The 16,099-nt window shown below is 60.3% G+C and carries 15 protein-coding genes and 1 pseudogene; 4 read left to right on the top strand and 12 right to left on the bottom strand.

Annotated features, from left to right (window positions below; genetic code table 11):
* Nucleotides 1–54 precede the first annotated feature (54 nt).
* From AB4N76_RS20675 to AB4N76_RS20660, 4 genes and pseudogenes are all read right to left on the bottom strand, one after another.
* A pseudogene (locus AB4N76_RS20675) lies at nt 55–1,388 on the bottom strand (MFS transporter).
* Between the two features lie 173 nt (nt 1,389–1,561).
* The gene (locus AB4N76_RS20670) at nt 1,562–2,488 is read right to left on the bottom strand and encodes a hydroxymethylglutaryl-CoA lyase (protein WP_046029435.1); all 927 of its coding nucleotides are present in this window, start codon (nt 2,486–2,488) and stop codon (nt 1,562–1,564) included.
* Nucleotides 2,485–3,678, bottom strand: a complete 1,194-nt coding sequence (locus tag AB4N76_RS20665; RefSeq protein ID WP_109787373.1) for a CaiB/BaiF CoA transferase family protein — start codon at nt 3,676–3,678, stop codon at nt 2,485–2,487. The genes AB4N76_RS20670 and AB4N76_RS20665 overlap by 4 nt, the downstream gene beginning before the upstream one ends.
* A 239-nt stretch (nt 3,679–3,917) precedes the next feature.
* On the bottom strand, nt 3,918–4,826 hold the full coding sequence (locus tag AB4N76_RS20660; RefSeq protein WP_223523960.1) for a LysR family transcriptional regulator: 909 nt from the start codon (nt 4,824–4,826) through the stop codon (nt 3,918–3,920).
* Nucleotides 4,827–5,026: 200 nt separating this feature from the next.
* Here AB4N76_RS20660 and AB4N76_RS20655 point away from each other — a divergent pair, with 200 nt between their 5' ends.
* Both AB4N76_RS20655 and AB4N76_RS20650 read left to right on the top strand, forming a co-directional pair.
* Nucleotides 5,027–6,262, top strand: a complete 1,236-nt coding sequence (locus AB4N76_RS20655) for an aminotransferase class I/II-fold pyridoxal phosphate-dependent enzyme (protein WP_460163446.1) — start codon at nt 5,027–5,029, stop codon at nt 6,260–6,262.
* Nucleotides 6,263–6,279: 17 nt separating this feature from the next.
* Nucleotides 6,280–7,446, top strand: a complete 1,167-nt coding sequence (locus tag AB4N76_RS20650; RefSeq protein ID WP_046029430.1) for an MFS transporter — start codon at nt 6,280–6,282, stop codon at nt 7,444–7,446.
* Here the strand turns inward: AB4N76_RS20650 and yiaY are convergent.
* Entirely contained in the window at nt 7,443–8,591 is a 1,149-nt protein-coding gene (gene yiaY / locus AB4N76_RS20645) for an L-threonine dehydrogenase (RefSeq protein ID WP_077430755.1), read from the bottom strand. The two genes, AB4N76_RS20650 and yiaY, sit on opposite strands and share 4 nt — an antisense overlap.
* 156 nt (nt 8,592–8,747) lie before the next feature.
* On the opposite strand from yiaY, the gene AB4N76_RS20640 reads away from it, so the two are divergent.
* Entirely contained in the window at nt 8,748–9,767 is a 1,020-nt protein-coding gene (locus AB4N76_RS20640; RefSeq protein ID WP_046029427.1) for a DUF4917 family protein, read from the top strand.
* Between the two features lie 101 nt (nt 9,768–9,868).
* On the opposite strand, the gene AB4N76_RS20635 is transcribed toward AB4N76_RS20640, so the two are convergent.
* The 3 genes from AB4N76_RS20635 to AB4N76_RS20625 form a co-directional block, all read right to left on the bottom strand.
* Entirely contained in the window at nt 9,869–10,213 is a 345-nt protein-coding gene (locus tag AB4N76_RS20635; RefSeq protein ID WP_046029425.1) for a YegP family protein, read from the bottom strand.
* Nucleotides 10,214–10,378: 165 nt separating this feature from the next.
* Nucleotides 10,379–10,684 carry a ribbon-helix-helix domain-containing protein gene (locus AB4N76_RS20630; protein WP_046029423.1) on the bottom strand — a complete coding sequence of 102 codons (306 nt, stop codon included), beginning with the start codon at nt 10,682–10,684 and terminating at the stop codon, nt 10,379–10,381.
* A gap of 14 nt (nt 10,685–10,698) precedes the next feature.
* Nucleotides 10,699–11,280, bottom strand: a complete 582-nt coding sequence (locus tag AB4N76_RS20625) for a DJ-1/PfpI family protein (RefSeq protein ID WP_046029422.1) — start codon at nt 11,278–11,280, stop codon at nt 10,699–10,701.
* Nucleotides 11,281–11,575: 295 nt separating this feature from the next.
* Between AB4N76_RS20625 and AB4N76_RS20620 the strand changes: the two genes are divergently transcribed.
* Nucleotides 11,576–12,466: a DMT family transporter gene (locus AB4N76_RS20620; RefSeq protein WP_460163445.1), complete on the top strand. Its 891-nt coding sequence runs from the start codon at nt 11,576–11,578 to the stop codon at nt 12,464–12,466.
* A gap of 83 nt (nt 12,467–12,549) precedes the next feature.
* Here the strand turns inward: AB4N76_RS20620 and AB4N76_RS20615 are convergent, their stop codons facing one another.
* From AB4N76_RS20615 to AB4N76_RS20600, 4 genes are all read right to left on the bottom strand, one after another.
* Nucleotides 12,550–13,764, bottom strand: a complete 1,215-nt coding sequence (locus AB4N76_RS20615) for a class I SAM-dependent methyltransferase (RefSeq protein ID WP_460163444.1) — start codon at nt 13,762–13,764, stop codon at nt 12,550–12,552.
* Between the two features lie 262 nt (nt 13,765–14,026).
* The gene (locus AB4N76_RS20610) at nt 14,027–14,644 is read right to left on the bottom strand and encodes a TPM domain-containing protein (protein ID WP_460163443.1); all 618 of its coding nucleotides are present in this window, start codon (nt 14,642–14,644) and stop codon (nt 14,027–14,029) included.
* A gap of 28 nt (nt 14,645–14,672) precedes the next feature.
* On the bottom strand, nt 14,673–15,428 hold the full coding sequence (locus AB4N76_RS20605) for a TPM domain-containing protein (RefSeq protein WP_046029415.1): 756 nt from the start codon (nt 15,426–15,428) through the stop codon (nt 14,673–14,675).
* Between the two features lie 50 nt (nt 15,429–15,478).
* Complete coding sequence (locus AB4N76_RS20600; RefSeq protein ID WP_046029414.1) at nt 15,479–16,087, bottom strand: LemA family protein; 609 nt, start codon at nt 16,085–16,087, stop codon at nt 15,479–15,481.
* Nucleotides 16,088–16,099: the final 12 nt, after the last annotated feature.

Genomic DNA, 16,099 nt, shown 5'->3' with positions numbered 1-16,099 from the left:
CGGCAGCGCCTGCGTGGATGCGTGGTCCACGTAGGTGCTGCCGGAGGACGATCTTTAAAACTTGTCCAGCGTGCGCAACTTCTGCGGCAACCCCCACAACAGCAGCGCCACCGCGATCAACGCGCAGACACCGATGACATACAGGGCCGGTGTGGTGCTGCCGGTCAGGTCTTTGATCCGCCCGACCATCACCGGGCTGACGATGCCGCCGAACTGGCCCAGGGTGTTGATCACCGCAATCCCGCCGGCGGCCCCTGCGCCGGCACCGGCAAGCAGTTTGGGCGGCAGGGTCCAGAAGCTCGGGATGGACGCGATAATGCCGGCACCGAGCAGGCCCAGCGCGACAATCAGAAAGGTCGTGTGGTTGGCGAAGATCCCGGCGCAGAAGAACCCCACCGCCCCCACCGCCACCAGCCCTGCGACAAACTTGCGCCGCTCGCCGGTCGAGTCAGACAACCGCCCGATCACCACCATGCTGATGGCACCGCAGATGTAAGGAATGGCGGTCAGCAAACCGATCATCACCGGGCTCTCGGTGCCGGCACCTGCGAATCAGTTGCGGGGCCCAGAAATTCAAGCCGTAGGACGCCACCTGGATCAGGAAGTAGATCAGCCCCAGCGTCAGGAAACCCGGAATTCGCAGCGCGGCGAGCAACGAGCCGCCACTCTTGTGCGGTTCATGCTGAGCGATGCGGCTGGCCAGCAGCGTCTTCTCGGACGGCGTCAGCCAATGGGCATCTTCGATGCGGTCCTTGAGCAATGTCAGCACCAGCAAGCCGAGGCCGATGCAAGGTACGCCGCCGAGCAAAAACAGCCAGTGCCAGCCTCGCATATCGAGGAAACCGTCGAGGTGTTGCAACACCAGCCCGGAGAACGGTGCGCCGACCAGGCCGGCAAATGCCGACGATAGAAACAGCATCGACGTGATGCGTCCGCGATAGTGCTGCGGGAACCACAGCGTCAGGTAATACAGCACGCCCGGCGCAAACCCGGCTTCCATTGCGCCAATCACAAAGCGCAGCGCGTAGAACTGCCATTCGCTGTTGACGAAGACCATGGCCGCCGTGGCCAGGCCCCAGGACATCACTGATCCGGGCGATCCAGCGCCGCGCGCCGACCTTGTACAGCATCATGTTGCTGGGCACTTCGAATATCACGTAACCGACCACGAACAACCCGGCACCCAGGCCGTAAGCGGTGTCGCTCAGGCTCAAGTCGGTTTGCAACTGGAACTTGGCGAAGCTGATGTTGATGCGGTCGAAAAACGCGAACAGGTAGCAAACCATGATCAGCGGCATCAGGCGCCAGGCGACCTTGCTGACCAGGGCTTTTTCTTCGTCGTGGCTAACGGACGGGCTCACGCCCGCCTCCAGTACATTGAGGCTCATGATGATTCTCCAGGCGGACTTCCCGTGGGTGTCCGATTGTTTTTGTTGTCTGGTTGAGATGCTTTTTTGCAGGAGCCGAGCTTGCTCGCGATAGCGGTGGTTCAGTCGACATCAATGTTGGATGCGACTCTGTCATCGCGAGCAAGCTCGGCTCCTACAGGGATTAGGTGTGGTCAGGAAGGCACGGGATGCAGGTCGCAATTGCGTCCCGCCTTGGCCAGTTGACCGGGCACTTCGTGACCCAGCAGCGCCGGCAATCCTCGGGACAGTTTCAGCAGCAGAGGCAAGTCGATGCCAGTTGGAATACCGATTTCATCGCACAGGTTGACCAGGTCTTCGGTGCAGATGTTGCCCGACGCACCCGGTGCAAACGGACAACCGCCGAGCCCGCCCAGCGCGGCATCGAAACGTCGGGCGCCGGCCTCGTAGGCGGCCAGCACATTGCACAAGCCAAGGCCGCGAGTGTTGTGGAAATGCAGGGTCAAATCCGCTGGCGAGACCCGTTGCAACACCCGGCGCACCAGCCTGTCGACCTGTCGCGGGTTGGCCATGCCAGTGGTGTCGGCCAACGTGATGCCCTGGATGCCGAGTTCCTGATAGGCCTCGACGATTTGCAGCACCCGGTCCTCATCGATCTTGCCTTCGAACGGGCAGCCGAAGGTGGTGGCGATGCTGGCGTTAAGGCGCACCGGCGTGCCCTGAACGTAGTGCACAATCTCACCGAATGCGGCCAACGAGTCTTCGCAACGCATGCGCATGTTCGCCAGGTTGTGCGTCTGGCTGGCGGACATCACCAGATTCAGCTCATCGGCCCGCGTCGCCAACGCCCGTTGCGCGCCTTTGAGGTTGGGGATCAGCGCAACGTAGATCACGCCCGGTTGGCGGGTGATGCCCTTGAACACCGATTCACCGTCACGCAACGCCGGGATGGCCTTGGGCGACACGAACGAGCCGGCTTCGATCCGGCTGAAGCCGGCCAGCGACAGCTGATCGATCAGGGCAATCTTGTCGACGGTTTCAACCCAGGTTGGCTCAATCTGCAAACCATCGCGCGGGGAGACTTCCTGAACGATCAGGGTCTGGGAGTAATCAGTAATCATTGCACCACTCCTTCAGCTTTCAGGCGTTCGATGTCTGCCCTCGTGAGGCCAAGCGTCCCGAGGATGTCATCGGTGTGCTGGCCCAGGCCAGGTCCCGACCAGTTCACGCCGCCGGGCGTTTCGGACAGTTTGGGCACGATCCCCGGCATTTTCACGGTGGCGCCACCCGGCAGTTCGGCGCTGAGCAACATGTCCCGCGCCTGATAATGCGGATCGGCGACGATATCGGCCACTGAATAGATACGACCGGCCGGGACTTCGGCCGCTTCCAGCGCCGCCAACACGGCATCGATCGGCAGGCTGCTGGTCCAGTGGGTAATGGCGGCGTCGAGCACATTGCTTTTCAATGCACGCCCGTCGTTGTGAGCAAACTCGGGGGCTTCGGCCAGATCATGCCGACCGATGACCTCCATCAGACGCTTGTAAATCGGGTCGCTGTTGCCGGCGATCACCACGTAAGCGCCATCGGCCGTCAGGTACGTATTAGACGGGGCGATGCCCGGCAAGGCGCCTCCACTGCGTTCACGCACATGGCCGAGCATGTCGTATTCCGGCACCAGGCTTTCCATGACGTTGAACACGCTTTCAGCCAGCGACACATCGACCACTTGCCCACCGCCCTGCCCGGTCTTGACCCGCAGCAACGACATCAAGGCGCCGATCACCGCGTGCAGCGAAGCGAGGGAATCGCCGAGGCTGACACCCACCCGCGCCGGTGGTGAACCGGGTGTACCGGTGGTATAGCGAATCCCGCCCATGGCCTCGCCGATGGCGCCGAAGCCCGGGCGATCACGGTACGGGCCGGTCTGGCCGTAACCGGAAATGCGCACCAGCGTCAGGTTGGGATTGAGGGCGTGCAACACGTCCCAGCCCAGGCCGAGTTTTTCCAGGGCACCGGGGCGCAGGTTTTCGATCAGCACGTCGGCACTGGTCGCCAGTTGCTTGACCAGTTCGATGCCTTCAGGGGATTTGAGGTTGAGTGCCAGCGACTTCTTGTTGCGCGATTGCAGGTACCACCACAGCGACGTGCCTTCGTGCAGCTTGCGCCACTTGCGCAGTGGGTCGCCCTGGCCCATGGCTTCGATCTTGATGACTTCGGCGCCGAACTCGGCAAGCATGCGCGCGGCGAATGGCGCGGCGATCAGCGTGCCGATCTCGATCACTTTGATGGCGCTTAAAGGGGCAGACATCGCAAGTTACCTCTTATTCTTGGAATATGTGCCAAGGCTAGAGGAGCGGGGGTCAAGGAATCCAACCTTCAGTTGGCAACGGGCGTTCGTGAAACGCGAACGCTCGGTTGGAGATTGTCGGCAAACTCAGGTCAGTCATCGCGGGCAAGCCCGCTCCCACACTGGATTTATGTCACGCCAGAAAACCCTGTGGGAGCGGGCTTGCCCGCGATGAGGCCCGCCCATTCAACCGAGAATGATCAGACCTGCCCGCGCAACTGTTCAAACAACATCCGGCTCACCGGCGACAACGCCGCTTCGTCCCGCACCACGATGATCAACGCTCGATCCGACCAGTCATCCGTCAACGGCACTGCGTGCAACCCCAGCGCCCGGCCAAACAATTCATAAGCCTTTAGCGGAAGAATGCCGATGCCCATGTTGGCCTGCACCATCCGGCACATGGCGTCGAATCCCGGCACATGAATGCGCAACCGCAGCACTTTGCCGGCCTTGCGAGCGGCGGCATGGGTGCGCATGTTGATCGAACTGGCGGCATGCAAACCCACGTAATCGCTGTCCAGGGTGTCGGCAAACGCCAGGTTCGAACGGCTCGCCAACGGGTGATCGGGCAGCATCAACACCACCAGCTTGTCTTGCCGGTACAGCACGCTGTGCAAACCCTTGGTGTCGCTGTCGATCGAGCAAATGCCCAGGTCCGCCACACCGTCCAGCACCCCTTGAATCACGCCGCTGCTGGGGCGCTCTTCGAGGTCGGTCTTGACCTGCGGATGACGCTCGGAAAAGTCGCGCAAGTCCTCGGGCAAAAACTGAATGATCGCCGACAGGTTGGCGAGCATCCGCACATAGCCGCGAATGCCGTGGCTGTGCTCGCCCAGTTCAAGGCCCATTTTCTCGACGTTGAACAGCATCTGCCGCGCGTGGTGCAGCAAGGTTTCGCCGGCCGGCGTCAGGGTCATCCCCTTCGCCTGGCGCACGAACAGGCTGATGCCCAACGCGTCTTCCAGCTCCACCAGGCGCTTGCTGGCCGCCGACACCGCGATGGCTTCACGCGCGGCGGCACGGGTCAGCGTGCCCTCTTCATGGACGGCGACGAACAGTTGCAGGGTGAGCAGGTCGAGACGGCGGATCAGGCTTCTTTGCAGCATGGAGGGCTCGATGACTTCTGCGCGGCTGAATGGGCAGGATAACCGGGTTTTGCCCCACATCCACACCGCTATCGCCCTACACATAAATCTCTTGTAACACTCGACCGAAGCGGAAACGGCCGATTCAGCGGCAACGTCGCACTCTGTAAAGTCTGGCAACACACACGGACGGCTTCACCACTCAAGGACAGACACTTCAAATGGACCAGACAACGCACGCGGCAAATACCTTCACCAACTATCGAAAACTGGTCGCGCTGGCCGATCACGACTGGGAAACCGCAGAAGCGGGGAAAGTCACGGGACTGAATGTCGACATCAGAAGCAGCAACCGCATGGTTGACCAGCACGGACGTGCGTTTCATCACTTCTGCACCACCTCCTACCTGGGCCTGGATCACCACCCTGATCTGCTCGACGGCGCCATGACCACCTTATGGGAAACCGGCACTCTGCGCGTCGCCAACTCAAAAAACCGCTGCAAACTGACGATCCTCGATCAGTACGAAACCGAGCTATCAGCATTGTTCGGCGCCACCTGTTTGAGCACCTTGTCGTGCAGCGCAGCAAGTGCCGGCATCCTGCCGCTACTGGCCAGCGGCGTGTTCACCGAGAACCGGCCGCCGGTGATGGTGTTTGACCGTTTGGCGCACTACTCGATGAATCACCTCAAAGCCGCCTGCGCCGATGAAACCAGGGTCGTGACCAGTCCGCACAACGACATGGACTTCCTCGAAACCCAGTGCCAGCAAAACAGCAGGGTCGCGTATGTTGCCGACGGTGCGTACAGCATGGGCGGGGTCGCCGACATGGACAGCCTTTTGTATCTGAAGGACCGATATGGGTTGTTTCTCTACCTTGACGACTCCCATGCTCTATCCACCGTTGGTACATTCGGTGCCGGCCTGGCGCGCCCCAGGTTTCAGGCCCTGGAAGATGACGGCCTGATCGTCGCCTCATTGGCCAAGTCATTTGGCGCCAGCGGCGGGCTGGTGATGCTGGGCAATGAACGGCAGAAAAAGCTGATTCAACGCTACGGCGGCCCCAGCAATTGGTCGCAAAGCCTGAACAGCGCGGCCATCGGCGCGGGCAGAGCCTCCATCCAGCTGCATCAAACGCCGGCATTTGCTGCGTTACAGGAAAAACTTCAGGTTAATATCCGCCTCTTTGACAGCCTGATCCGAACCGCACAGCACGGCAGCAACATGGCGATTCGCTTGATCCACTGCGGGGATGCGGCGCCGGCCAACCGCATCGCCATCGAATTGGCCAACCTCGGTTTCTTGACCTCGGCGGTATTTTTCCCTGTGGTTGCACAAGGCAAGGCCGCTCTCAGAATCACTTTGCGGGCGGACATGGAACCGATGCTGATCCGCCACTTTTGTCAGCTCCTCACCGAGCTTTTATGTACACCCGCCGCAGTCCTCGGCGACTGAACACCAGGGAAGATGTCATGAAGAGCCGCACCACCCTCCTCGTCACCTGCAGCACGGTTTTTCTCGCTCAACTGGGCATGAGCATTTACCTGCCGGCGCTGCCGGAGATGGCTCGGCATCTGTCCGCCGACGCCTCGCAAGTATCCTGGGGCCTGGCGGTGTACTTGATCGGGATGGCGCTGCCGATGTTGTTCTGGGGCAGCCTCGGTCAGCGCATCGGTCGTAAACCGGTATTGCTCGCGGCGCTGGGCATTTATGGGTTGGGAAACCTCGCACTGCCGCTGGGCCAAACACTTGAATCGTTTCTGTTTTTTCGGCTGCTTCAAGGCATTGGTGCCAGCGGGATTTCAGTCATGGCACGGGTGTTGATCCGCGACAGTTTCCGCGGCGATCTGTTGGCCAAGGCGTTGTCATGGATTTCGATTTCATTCGTGGTGGCGCTGGGAATCGGCCAGTACCTGGGGTCGGTGATTCAGGTGGCGCTGGGCTGGCCGGCGATTTTCTATCTGCTGGGTGGCGTGAGCCTGCTGATGGCGGCGGTCGTGGCGCGGGTCCCGTTTGCGGTTTTGACCGAGGGTAATGTGCAGTCGTCTGCTTGGCCGAGTTACAGGCGCATTCTGCGCGATCGTGCCTTCTTGCTGCCGGCCCTCACCGGCGGCCTCGGTTATGGGGTGATCGTCGCCTTCAACACTGCCGCGCCGTTGATTCTGCAAGGACCGTTCAACTGGTCGGCGGTGGAATACGGGCTGTTGGGCTGGCCGATCAGCGCGGCGTATTTTTTGGGGGCGTTGGGGGTCAATGCCTTGGTACTGCGCACTGGTCAGCGTCGACTGATGGAAGCCGGCGTGGGGCTGGTGCTGACCGGGAGTGCGGTGATGTTATTGGGCAGCATCGCCGGCACCTCCATTGCCCTGCTGTTCTGGTTGCCCTATTGCGTGGCGGTGTTCGGGCAGTCGCTGACCTACCCGATCAGCCTGTCGCTGGCCAACGACGGCTCACCGGTCGGCGGCGCTTATGCGATGGCGTTGAGCGGTTTCATTCATCAACTGATGGCCGCGTCCATTGGCGCGATTGCCAGCCTGATCGCCAGTGTACAGGCCTGGCCGTTGTCGTTGCTCTGCACCTTGCTGGCGTTGGGCGCGATGCTGTGTGTCATGCTCGCGCCCGGTCGCAAAACGGCCTAAAAGGCGCTACGGAAAATCTCCTCGATCTGGCTCTGATCCGCCGCCCGGGGATTGGTAAAACCGCAGGCGTCTTTCAGCGCATTGGTGGCAAGCATGGGGACGTCGTTGAGGTTGACGCCTAGCTCACGCAACCCGGCAGGGATTTCCACATCACTGGACAGTCGACGGATCGCTGCAATAGCCGATTGAGCACCCTCTTCAGGGCTCAAACCACGAATGTCGGCGCCCATCGCATGAGCCACTTCGGTCAGGCGTGGGGCGCAAACCTGAGCGTTGAAGCCCTGAACGTAGGGCAGCAGTACCGCGTTGCAGACTCCATGAGGCAAGTCATAGAACCCGCCCAGTTGGTGAGCCATGGCGTGGACATAACCCAGAGACGCGTTATTGAACGCCATGCCAGCGAGGAACTGCGCATAGGCCATGTTTTCCCGCGCAGCCATGTCACCGCCGTTGCGTACCGCCAGTCGCAGGTTGTTGCTGATCAACGTGATCGCCTTCAGGGCGCAGGCATCGGTGATCGGGTTGGCTGCGGTGGAGACGTACGCTTCGATGGCGTGGGTCAATGCATCCATACCGGTGGCTGCCGTCAGCCCCTGGGGCATGGCGACCATCAGCGCCGGGTCGTTGACCGACAGCAGCGGCGTGACGTTGCGGTCGACAATGGCCATTTTCACGTGGCGCGATTCGTCGGTGATGATGCAAAAACGTGTCATCTCGCTGGCGGTGCCGGCGGTGGTATTGATTGCGATCAGCGGCAGCTGTGGTTTGCTCGATTGATCGACACCTTCATAGTCGCGAATCTGCCCGCCGTTGGTCGCACATAACGCGATGCCCTTGGCGCAGTCGTGGGGCGAACCACCACCGACAGACACCACAAAATCACAGCGGTTTTCCTTCAACAAGCCCAGCCCGAGCTCGACGTTGGCCATGTTCGGGTTTGGTTTGGCGCCGTCGAAGATCACCGAGTCGATGTCCTGCATCGCCAGTTTTTCCGCAAGCATTTTCGCTACACCGGCCTTGGCCAGCCCAACGTCGGTGACAATCAGCGCTTTACGAAAGCCGTACTTGCCAATGGCGTCCATGGCTTCGTCGAGGCAACCAGTGCCCATGATGTTCACGGAGGGAATGAAAAACGTGCTGCTCATGAGCGATTCTCCTGGCTGGGCCGAATCGGCGACGCCGATCCAGCGGTACGCCCACAGCTTCGACCCTTCGCTCACGCAGTAACTTGATCTGGCTCAAGTCATGGTCGTGATAAAGTCGCCGCCCATCCGACCTTTTGCTTTGAGACATTGACCGCAATGACCGATTTCCAGGATGTTGATGCCCAACTTGAAGACTGGAACGCCTTGCGCGCCACCGCCTCGTTCAGCGGTTTGCTGGTGGGCAACGGCGCCAGCCGCGCCGTGTGGGACGATTTTGGTTACGACTCGCTGTTCGAGAATGCACGCACCGTCGAAGAAAAACCGCTGAGCCAATCGGAGCTGAGCGTGTTCGAGGCGATGCAGACACGCAGTTTCGAGCAAGTGCTGAGCGCGCTGAAAACCACCAGCCGCGTGAATAAGGCGTTGGCTGTCAGCTCCGCCGCACCGCGCAATCGCTATTACGCGATCAAGGAAGCGCTGATCAACACCGTGCATGCGGTCCACATTCCGTGGCGACTGGTGGTGCCTTCGACCCTGGCGGCTATCAACCAGGAACTGGCCAGCTACCGGACGGTGTTCACCACCAACTATGACCTGCTCAACTACTGGGCCATCCAGCATCAACCGGGCGCGATCAACGACCTGTTCCAGGGCACCGAGCCGGGCTTTGACCTGAGTGCCACGGCGACCGATAAAACCCGTTTGCTGTACCTGCACGGCGGCCTGCATCTGGTGCGCAACCAGGACGGCACGGCGCGCAAACTGATGTCGACCGAGGGCACGCTGCTCGGCAGTTTTGCGATCAACAATACGATCAAGACCCTTGATGACGTGCCGCTGTTCGTCAACGAAGGGCCGGCGCAGGACAAGCTCAAGACCATTCGCAGCTCGGACTATTTGTCGTTTTGTTATGAGCAGTTATTGGGGCACGCAGAGGGGTTGTGCCTCTTCGGTCATGCCCTGGGCGAGCAGGACAGCCACATTGTTCATGCGTTGCGCCAGGCGCAGCCGAAGGTGGTGGCGATCTCGATCTACCCGCGCAGCAAGGCGTTTATTGAGCATCAGAAGCGCCATTACGCGAAGGTGTTTGAGGGGACTGGAAGTGAGCTGCGGTTCTTTGATTCTAAAACCCATGCCCTGGGCAGTCCGAAGCTGACGGTTCCGGTTGAGGTTTAGCGTTGACGGGCTCGACGCCTTTGTCGCAACACCGCCCGGAACAAGCCCGCTCCCACAGAGGATGTGAACACCTCAGATCCAGTGTGAGAGCAGGTTGTTGTTTAGAGCACCGGTAACGTCTTGTCCTTGATCACCGTGGTCGGACCGTTGGCCTTCACGCTGGCGATGCCTTTTTCCTGCGCGGCCTCGGAGGAATAGGCTTCGCTGCTGCCGATGATTTCGTGGTTGGCCGCCTTGAGGTTGAAGTAAGGATGGCCATCCTTGGTGGTCTTTTTCTCGTAGCGCTCATCCAGCGGGCTGTTTTTCTGCACCGAGGCAATGCCGTTTTCGGCAGCGCCACGGGTCGTGTAATGCTCGCTGCTCAGAATGGTTTCGGCATTGGCCGCTTTCAATACAAAGCGAAACTGGCCGCTGCTGGTTTTGCTCAATTCGTACCATCCAGACATGCTCTTTCTCCTTGGCAATTGAGAGGTTTGGCGCTTCAGAGTAAAGACCCGCCTGCAGATTCTGTCGCCTGTACCGGCCCCTTCGCGAGCAAGCCCGCTCCCACATTTGAACGCGATCTCCCTGTGGGAGCGGGCTTGCTCGCGAATGAGTCAACACGGTTAGCGCTACTTCGTCACCGCCCGGACCACTGACAACTCCGGCAAAGCCACCCGCCGCTGACTCAGATACCGCATGCAACTCACCCGCAAGAACGACGCAAAGTTCACCACTTCCCCCCGGTAATCCATCACTTCTTCGTACAGCTTGGCGATCAGTTGGTTGGTGCTCATGCCGTCGACCTCGGCGATTTCACTGAGGATGTCCCAGAACTGATTCTCCAGCCGCAGGGTCGTCACCACCCCGCAGATGCGCAGCGAGCGAGAGCGCGACTCGTAGAGGATCGGATCGGCCTTGACGTAGAGCTCGCACATGGACAATTCCCTCGTTACAGCGTGATTTTGGTGCCCAGCAAACCCAGGAAACCCGCGAGCCAGCTCGGGTGTGCCGGCCAGGCCGGGGCTGTGGCCAGATTGCCTTGAACGTGGCCCTGTGTCACCGGGATGTCGATGTACGTACCGCCGGCCAGACGCACTTCCGGAGCACAGGCCGGGTAGGCGCTGCATTCGCGACCTTCGAGTACGCCAGCTGCGGCCAGCAATTGCGCGCCGTGACAAACGGCGGCAATCGGCTTGCCGGCCTTGTCGAACGCTCGCACCAGGCCCAGGACGTTTTCGTTCAAGCGCAGGTACTCCGGCGCACGACCACCCGGTATCAGCAGCGCGTCGTAGTCCGCTTCAGCGACCTTGGCGAAATCGAAGTTCAGGGCAAACAGGTGGCCGGGCTTTTCGCTGTACGTCTGGTCGCCTTCGAAATCGTGGATGGCCGTGCGCACAGTCTGGCCGGCGGTTTTGTCCGGACAGACGGCGTGAACGGTATGACCGACCATCAGCAGTGCCTGGAATGGCACCATTACTTCGTAGTCTTCGACGTAGTCACCGACCAGCATCAGGATTTTTTTAGCCGCCATGGGGAGAACTCCTCTGGGAAATGCTTGGGAGTATTCAAGGTAGTCCCTATCCGGCAGGTCGGGTAATAACCAGCTACTACCTGACGGATCGCGTCATCGTTCATCGCGGGCAAGCCATGCTCCCACAGTTGACCGAGTCTCCCTTTGGAATGCGGTCAACTGTGGGAGCATGGCTTGCCCGCGATAGCGTCCTCAAACTGTACGGATAACTCTGCGCCTAGCTGTAACAGCGCAGCTGGCGCGGTTTGTGGCTAGATGAAGACTCTTCCCGCCACCCTCGATTCTGGTTGCCATCATGTCCTCGCGCGAAAACACCGGCATGGCCCTCGGCCTGCTCGGCGTTGTGACCTTCAGCCTCACCCTGCCCTTCACACGCATCGTCGTGCAGGAACTGCATCCGCTGCTCAACGGCCTGGGCCGGGCGCTGTTTGCGGCGGTGCCGGCGGCGTTGTTGTTGCTGTGGCGGCGGGAGAAATGGCCAACCTGGAAGCAGGTCAAAGGCCTGACGCTGGTGATCGCCGGGGTCATTCTCGGTTTTCCGGTGTTGTCGGCGTGGGCCATGCAAACCTTACCGGCGTCCCACGGGGCATTGGTCAACGGCCTGCAACCGCTGTGCGTGGCGCTGTACGCCGCGTGGTTGTCCCACGAACGACCGTCGAAAGCCTTCTGGGCCTGCGCCGCACTGGGCAGTGCGTTGGTGCTGGGTTATGCGTTGATCAGCGGCGCCGGCAGCATTCAGGCCGGTGATTTGCTGATGCTCGGGGCGATTGCAGTGGGTGGTTTGGGCTACGCCGAGGGCGGTCGGCTGGCCAAGGAAATGGGCGGCTGGCAGGTGATCTGCTGGGCGCTGGTGCTGTCGACGCCGCTGTTGATCGGGCCGGTGGTGTACCTGGCGTTGCAGCATCAGGGCGAGATTTCGGCCAAGACCTGGTGGGCGTTTGGTTACGTCTCGCTGTTCTCGCAGTTCATCGGTTTCTTTGCCTGGTATGCCGGGCTGGCGATGGGCGGTATTGCCCGGGTCAGTCAGATCCAGCTGCTGCAGATCTTCTTCACCATCGCCTTCTCGGCACTGTTCTTCGGCGAGCACATCGAGCCGATCACCTGGCTGTTTGCCGCCGGGGTGATTGTGACGGTGATGTTGGGGCGCAAGACAGCAGTCAAACCGGCGCGTGTGGCCACCGCGTAATCCCGTAGGAGCACAGCTTGCTGGCGATGGCGCCTTTGAAATCGCCATCGCCAGCAAGCTGTGCTCCTACAGGAGTGTCGTGTTTAGAGGAAGCCGTCAGACCGCAGCAGGGTCTCCAGGCAATGCTCGCTGATGTGGTAGAAATCCTTCAGCGCTTCAATCTTCACCAACAGCTGAGTCGGGTCCACCGGCTCGGCGCGTTTGACCGCCAGAATCATCTTGTTCTTGTTGGTGTGGTCCAGCGAGATGAACTCGAACACCTTGGTTTCGTAGCCGCAGGCTTCAAGGTACAGCGCACGCAGGCTGTCAGTGACCATTTCCGCCTGCTGACCCAAATGCAGGCCGTATTGCAGCATCGGCTTGAGTAATGCCGGGCTCTGGATTTGCAGGCGAATCTGTTTATGGCAGCACGGCGAGCACATGATGATCGACGCGCCGGAACGGATGCCAGTGTGAATCGCGTAGTCCGTGGCGATGTCGCAGGCATGCAGCGCGATCATCACGTCCAGCTCGCTCGGCGCCACGCTGCGCACGTCACCGCACTTGAACGCCAACCCTGGATGCTCAAGCTTCGCAGCCGCGGCGTTGCACAGGTTGACCATTTCTTCGCGCAACTCGACGCCCGTCACCATACCTTCGGCGTTCAAGGTGTTGCGCAGGTAGTCATGGATGGCGAACGTCAGGTAACCCTTGCCCGAACCGAAATCCGCCACTTGCACCGGTTTGTCCAGCGCCAGCGGCGAGGTGGTCAGTGCATGGCTGAAGACTTCGATGAACTTGTTGATCTGCTTCCACTTGCGCGACATCGCCAGGATCAGCTCGTGCTTGCTGTTGGTCACGCCAAGGTCGGCGAGGAACGGACGGCTGAGGTCGAGGAAGCGGTTTTTCTCGCGGTTGTGCTCGGCGGACGGTACTTCACGTAATTGCTGAGGTTTGCTCTTGAACAGCGAAGACTTGCCCTTTTTGCTGTATTCGAGCTGGGCTTCGTCCGTCAACGACAACAAATGCGCATTTTTGAACGAGGCCGGCAGCAAAGCGGCAATGGTCGCGACGCCTTCGGCCAGCGCCAGGTTTTTGGTGATATCGCGGGTTTTATAGCGGTAGACGAAGGACAGGCAAGGCTGATCCTTGACCGTGGTTTGCTTGATGATCAGCCGCTGCAAGTCCGCTTCGGTGCCGACGTACTTGGCCAATACCAGTTTGATGAATGCGTTGGCGTCGAGGCTGGTTTGCAGCAGGTCGATGAACTGGGCGTGGTGATCCGGCGCGAGGCTGGCGGGAGTGGCGGTGACGGACATGTAAAAACGGCCTCGGACGGGGCGAATCGGGGAATGGCGGGTATTTTAGGGGGGATGTGGATGCAGGGCACGGGTAATTTCCCGAACGGTGCGATCTGTAGCAGCTGGCGAAGCCTGCGTCCGACTGCACAGCAGTCGTAAACCGGTTAGCACGGTCTACCTGATGCACCGCGTGTGCTGGTTTTACGACTGCTGCGCCCGAGCGCGGACCGGCCGACGCAGGCTTCGCCAGCTGCTACAGGGAATGAGTTGCGGCCTGCATTTAGCCCAACACCACCAACCGGTTCGGCAGTTCATTTCGCACTTGCGTCACCGGCACATGCACTTTGAGCAACTCACCACAGGCCTCGATACAGGTCACAAACCCTTGCAACGTCTGGCCCTGTTTCACTTGCTGGGTGAACGCCGCCACAATCGAATCCCAGTTCTTGTTGTCCAGCCGACTGGAAATCCCTTCGTCCACCAGGATTTCTACATAACGCTCGGCTTCGCAGACAAAAATCAGCATGCCGGTGCTGCCGACCGTGTGGTGCAGGTTTTGCTCCAGGAATTGCCGGCGCGCCAGGTTCGATGCGCGCCAGTGCCGCACCGAGCGCGGGATCAGGTGGGTGGTGACTTTTGGAATGCGGAATACCAGGCACAGCGCGATGAAGAGGATCCATTGCACCAGCAGCAAACTGTGCAGGGTCAACCAGCCGGTCAGGTAATGCACGATTCCCGGCACCATCAGCGCCAGCAGGCTGGCCCACAGCAGCGGGATGTACGCGTAGTCATCGGCGCGGGCCGCGAGGACCGTCACCAGCTCGGCGTCGGTGTCACGCTCGACCCGGGCGATTGCCTCGGCCACCTTGCGTTGTTCGTGTTCAGTCAGTAATGCCATGTTTAAAAGTGCCTGATCATTATTGTTATCACCAGCCGCCCGACGAACCGCCGCCCCCGAAACTGCCCCCGCCGCCGCTGAAGCCCCCGCCTCCACCGCCGCCACCAAAACCACCACCGCCAAAGCCACCGCTGGAACCGCCCGAGCCTCCTCGCCCGACCGGCAGAATCCCGAGCATCTGCAAGACGAAAATCGTCAGGATGAACAGCATTACCAGAAACACGAAGACACCGGGATGGCGCGCAACGAAGTCACTGTCCTCGTCACCTCGCGGCTCGTAAACCGTGGACGGTTCATCCAGCGAGCTACCGCCCAGCACCACCAGCATCGCCGCGACCCCGTCGCTGATGCCTTTGCTGAAGTTGCCGGTCTTGAATGCCGGGGTGATCACCTGGTTGATGATCACCGAACTTTGCGCGTCGGTCAGGCGGTCTTCGAGGCCGTAGCCGACTTCGATGCGCAATTTACGCTCATCGCGCGCGACGATCAGCAGCGCGCCGTTATTTTTATCTTTCTGGCCGATGCCCCAGTAACGCCCCAGTTGATAGCCGAAGTCCGCAATGTCGGTGCCCTGCAAGTCCGGGAGCGTGACCACCACCAGTTGCTCGCCGGTGGCCGATTCATGGGCCTGAAGTTGCTGCGTCAACTGCTCGCGCACCGACGGTTCGATCATCTGGGCGTTATCGACCACACGCCCGGTCAGCGATGGAAATTTCAGTTCAGCCTGGGCCGCCAGGGCAAACACCCAAAACAACAACATCAGGCCCACTTTCAACACGCGCATTGGCAACCTCATCCGTGGTGATGCGTTGAGTCGCTCAGCACTTCAACCGATCAAAATTTCACTTGGGGCGCTTTGTCGGCATCCGGCGTGGTCGCCTCGAAGGTTTCGCGGATCGGCAAATCGCTGTACATCACGCTGTGCCACAGGCGCCCTGGAAAGGTGCGGATTTCAGTGTTGTATTTCTGCACCGCGAGGATGAAATCACGACGCGCCACAGCGATACGGTTCTCGGTGCCTTCCAGTTGCGACTGCAAGGCCAGGAAGTTCTGGTTGGCCTTGAGGTCCGGATAACGCTCAGACACCACCATCAAACGGCTCAAGGCACCGGTCAGTTGATCCTGGGCCTGCTGGAACTGTTTGAGTTTTTCCGGATTGTCGAGGGTCTTGGCATCCACTTGAATGGACGTTGCCTTGGCCCGTGCTTCAATCACCGCGGTCAGGGTTTCCTCTTCATGCTTGGCGTAGCCTTTGACGGTTTCCACCAGGTTTGGAATCAGGTCGGCGCGACGCTGGTACTGGTTCTGAACCTGGCCCCACGCGGCTTTGGCCTGTTCGTCGAGGGTCGGAATCGTATTGATGCCGCAGCCCGTCAACACGCTGGCCAGCAACAACAAGGCGGCCACCTGCAGGCTCGACCGATAGTGGTGTCGTACATTCATTTGGGTCACTCC

The sequence above is a fragment of the Pseudomonas sp. S2_F03 genome (assembly GCF_054668335.1).
The sequence above is the reverse complement of the archived record's forward strand: the minus strand, read 5'-3'. Positions and strand labels throughout refer to the sequence as shown.

Coding starts and splice junctions, on each gene's coding strand:
- AB4N76_RS20670 (WP_046029435.1), bottom strand. CDS start 2,488: ATGATTACTGATTACTCCCAGACCCTGATCGTTCAGGAAGTCTCCCCG.
- AB4N76_RS20665 (WP_109787373.1), bottom strand. CDS start 3,678: ATGTCTGCCCCTTTAAGCGCCATCAAAGTGATCGAGATCGGCACGCTG.
- AB4N76_RS20660 (WP_223523960.1), bottom strand. CDS start 4,826: ATGCTGCAAAGAAGCCTGATCCGCCGTCTCGACCTGCTCACCCTGCAA.
- AB4N76_RS20655 (WP_460163446.1), top strand. CDS start 5,027: ATGGACCAGACAACGCACGCGGCAAATACCTTCACCAACTATCGAAAA.
- AB4N76_RS20650 (WP_046029430.1), top strand. CDS start 6,280: ATGAAGAGCCGCACCACCCTCCTCGTCACCTGCAGCACGGTTTTTCTC.
- yiaY (WP_077430755.1), bottom strand. CDS start 8,591: ATGAGCAGCACGTTTTTCATTCCCTCCGTGAACATCATGGGCACTGGT.
- AB4N76_RS20640 (WP_046029427.1), top strand. CDS start 8,748: ATGACCGATTTCCAGGATGTTGATGCCCAACTTGAAGACTGGAACGCC.
- AB4N76_RS20635 (WP_046029425.1), bottom strand. CDS start 10,213: ATGTCTGGATGGTACGAATTGAGCAAAACCAGCAGCGGCCAGTTTCGC.
- AB4N76_RS20630 (WP_046029423.1), bottom strand. CDS start 10,684: ATGTGCGAGCTCTACGTCAAGGCCGATCCGATCCTCTACGAGTCGCGC.
- AB4N76_RS20625 (WP_046029422.1), bottom strand. CDS start 11,280: ATGGCGGCTAAAAAAATCCTGATGCTGGTCGGTGACTACGTCGAAGAC.
- AB4N76_RS20620 (WP_460163445.1), top strand. CDS start 11,576: ATGTCCTCGCGCGAAAACACCGGCATGGCCCTCGGCCTGCTCGGCGTT.
- AB4N76_RS20615 (WP_460163444.1), bottom strand. CDS start 13,764: ATGTCCGTCACCGCCACTCCCGCCAGCCTCGCGCCGGATCACCACGCC.
- AB4N76_RS20610 (WP_460163443.1), bottom strand. CDS start 14,644: ATGGCATTACTGACTGAACACGAACAACGCAAGGTGGCCGAGGCAATC.
- AB4N76_RS20605 (WP_046029415.1), bottom strand. CDS start 15,428: ATGCGCGTGTTGAAAGTGGGCCTGATGTTGTTGTTTTGGGTGTTTGCC.
- AB4N76_RS20600 (WP_046029414.1), bottom strand. CDS start 16,087: ATGAATGTACGACACCACTATCGGTCGAGCCTGCAGGTGGCCGCCTTG.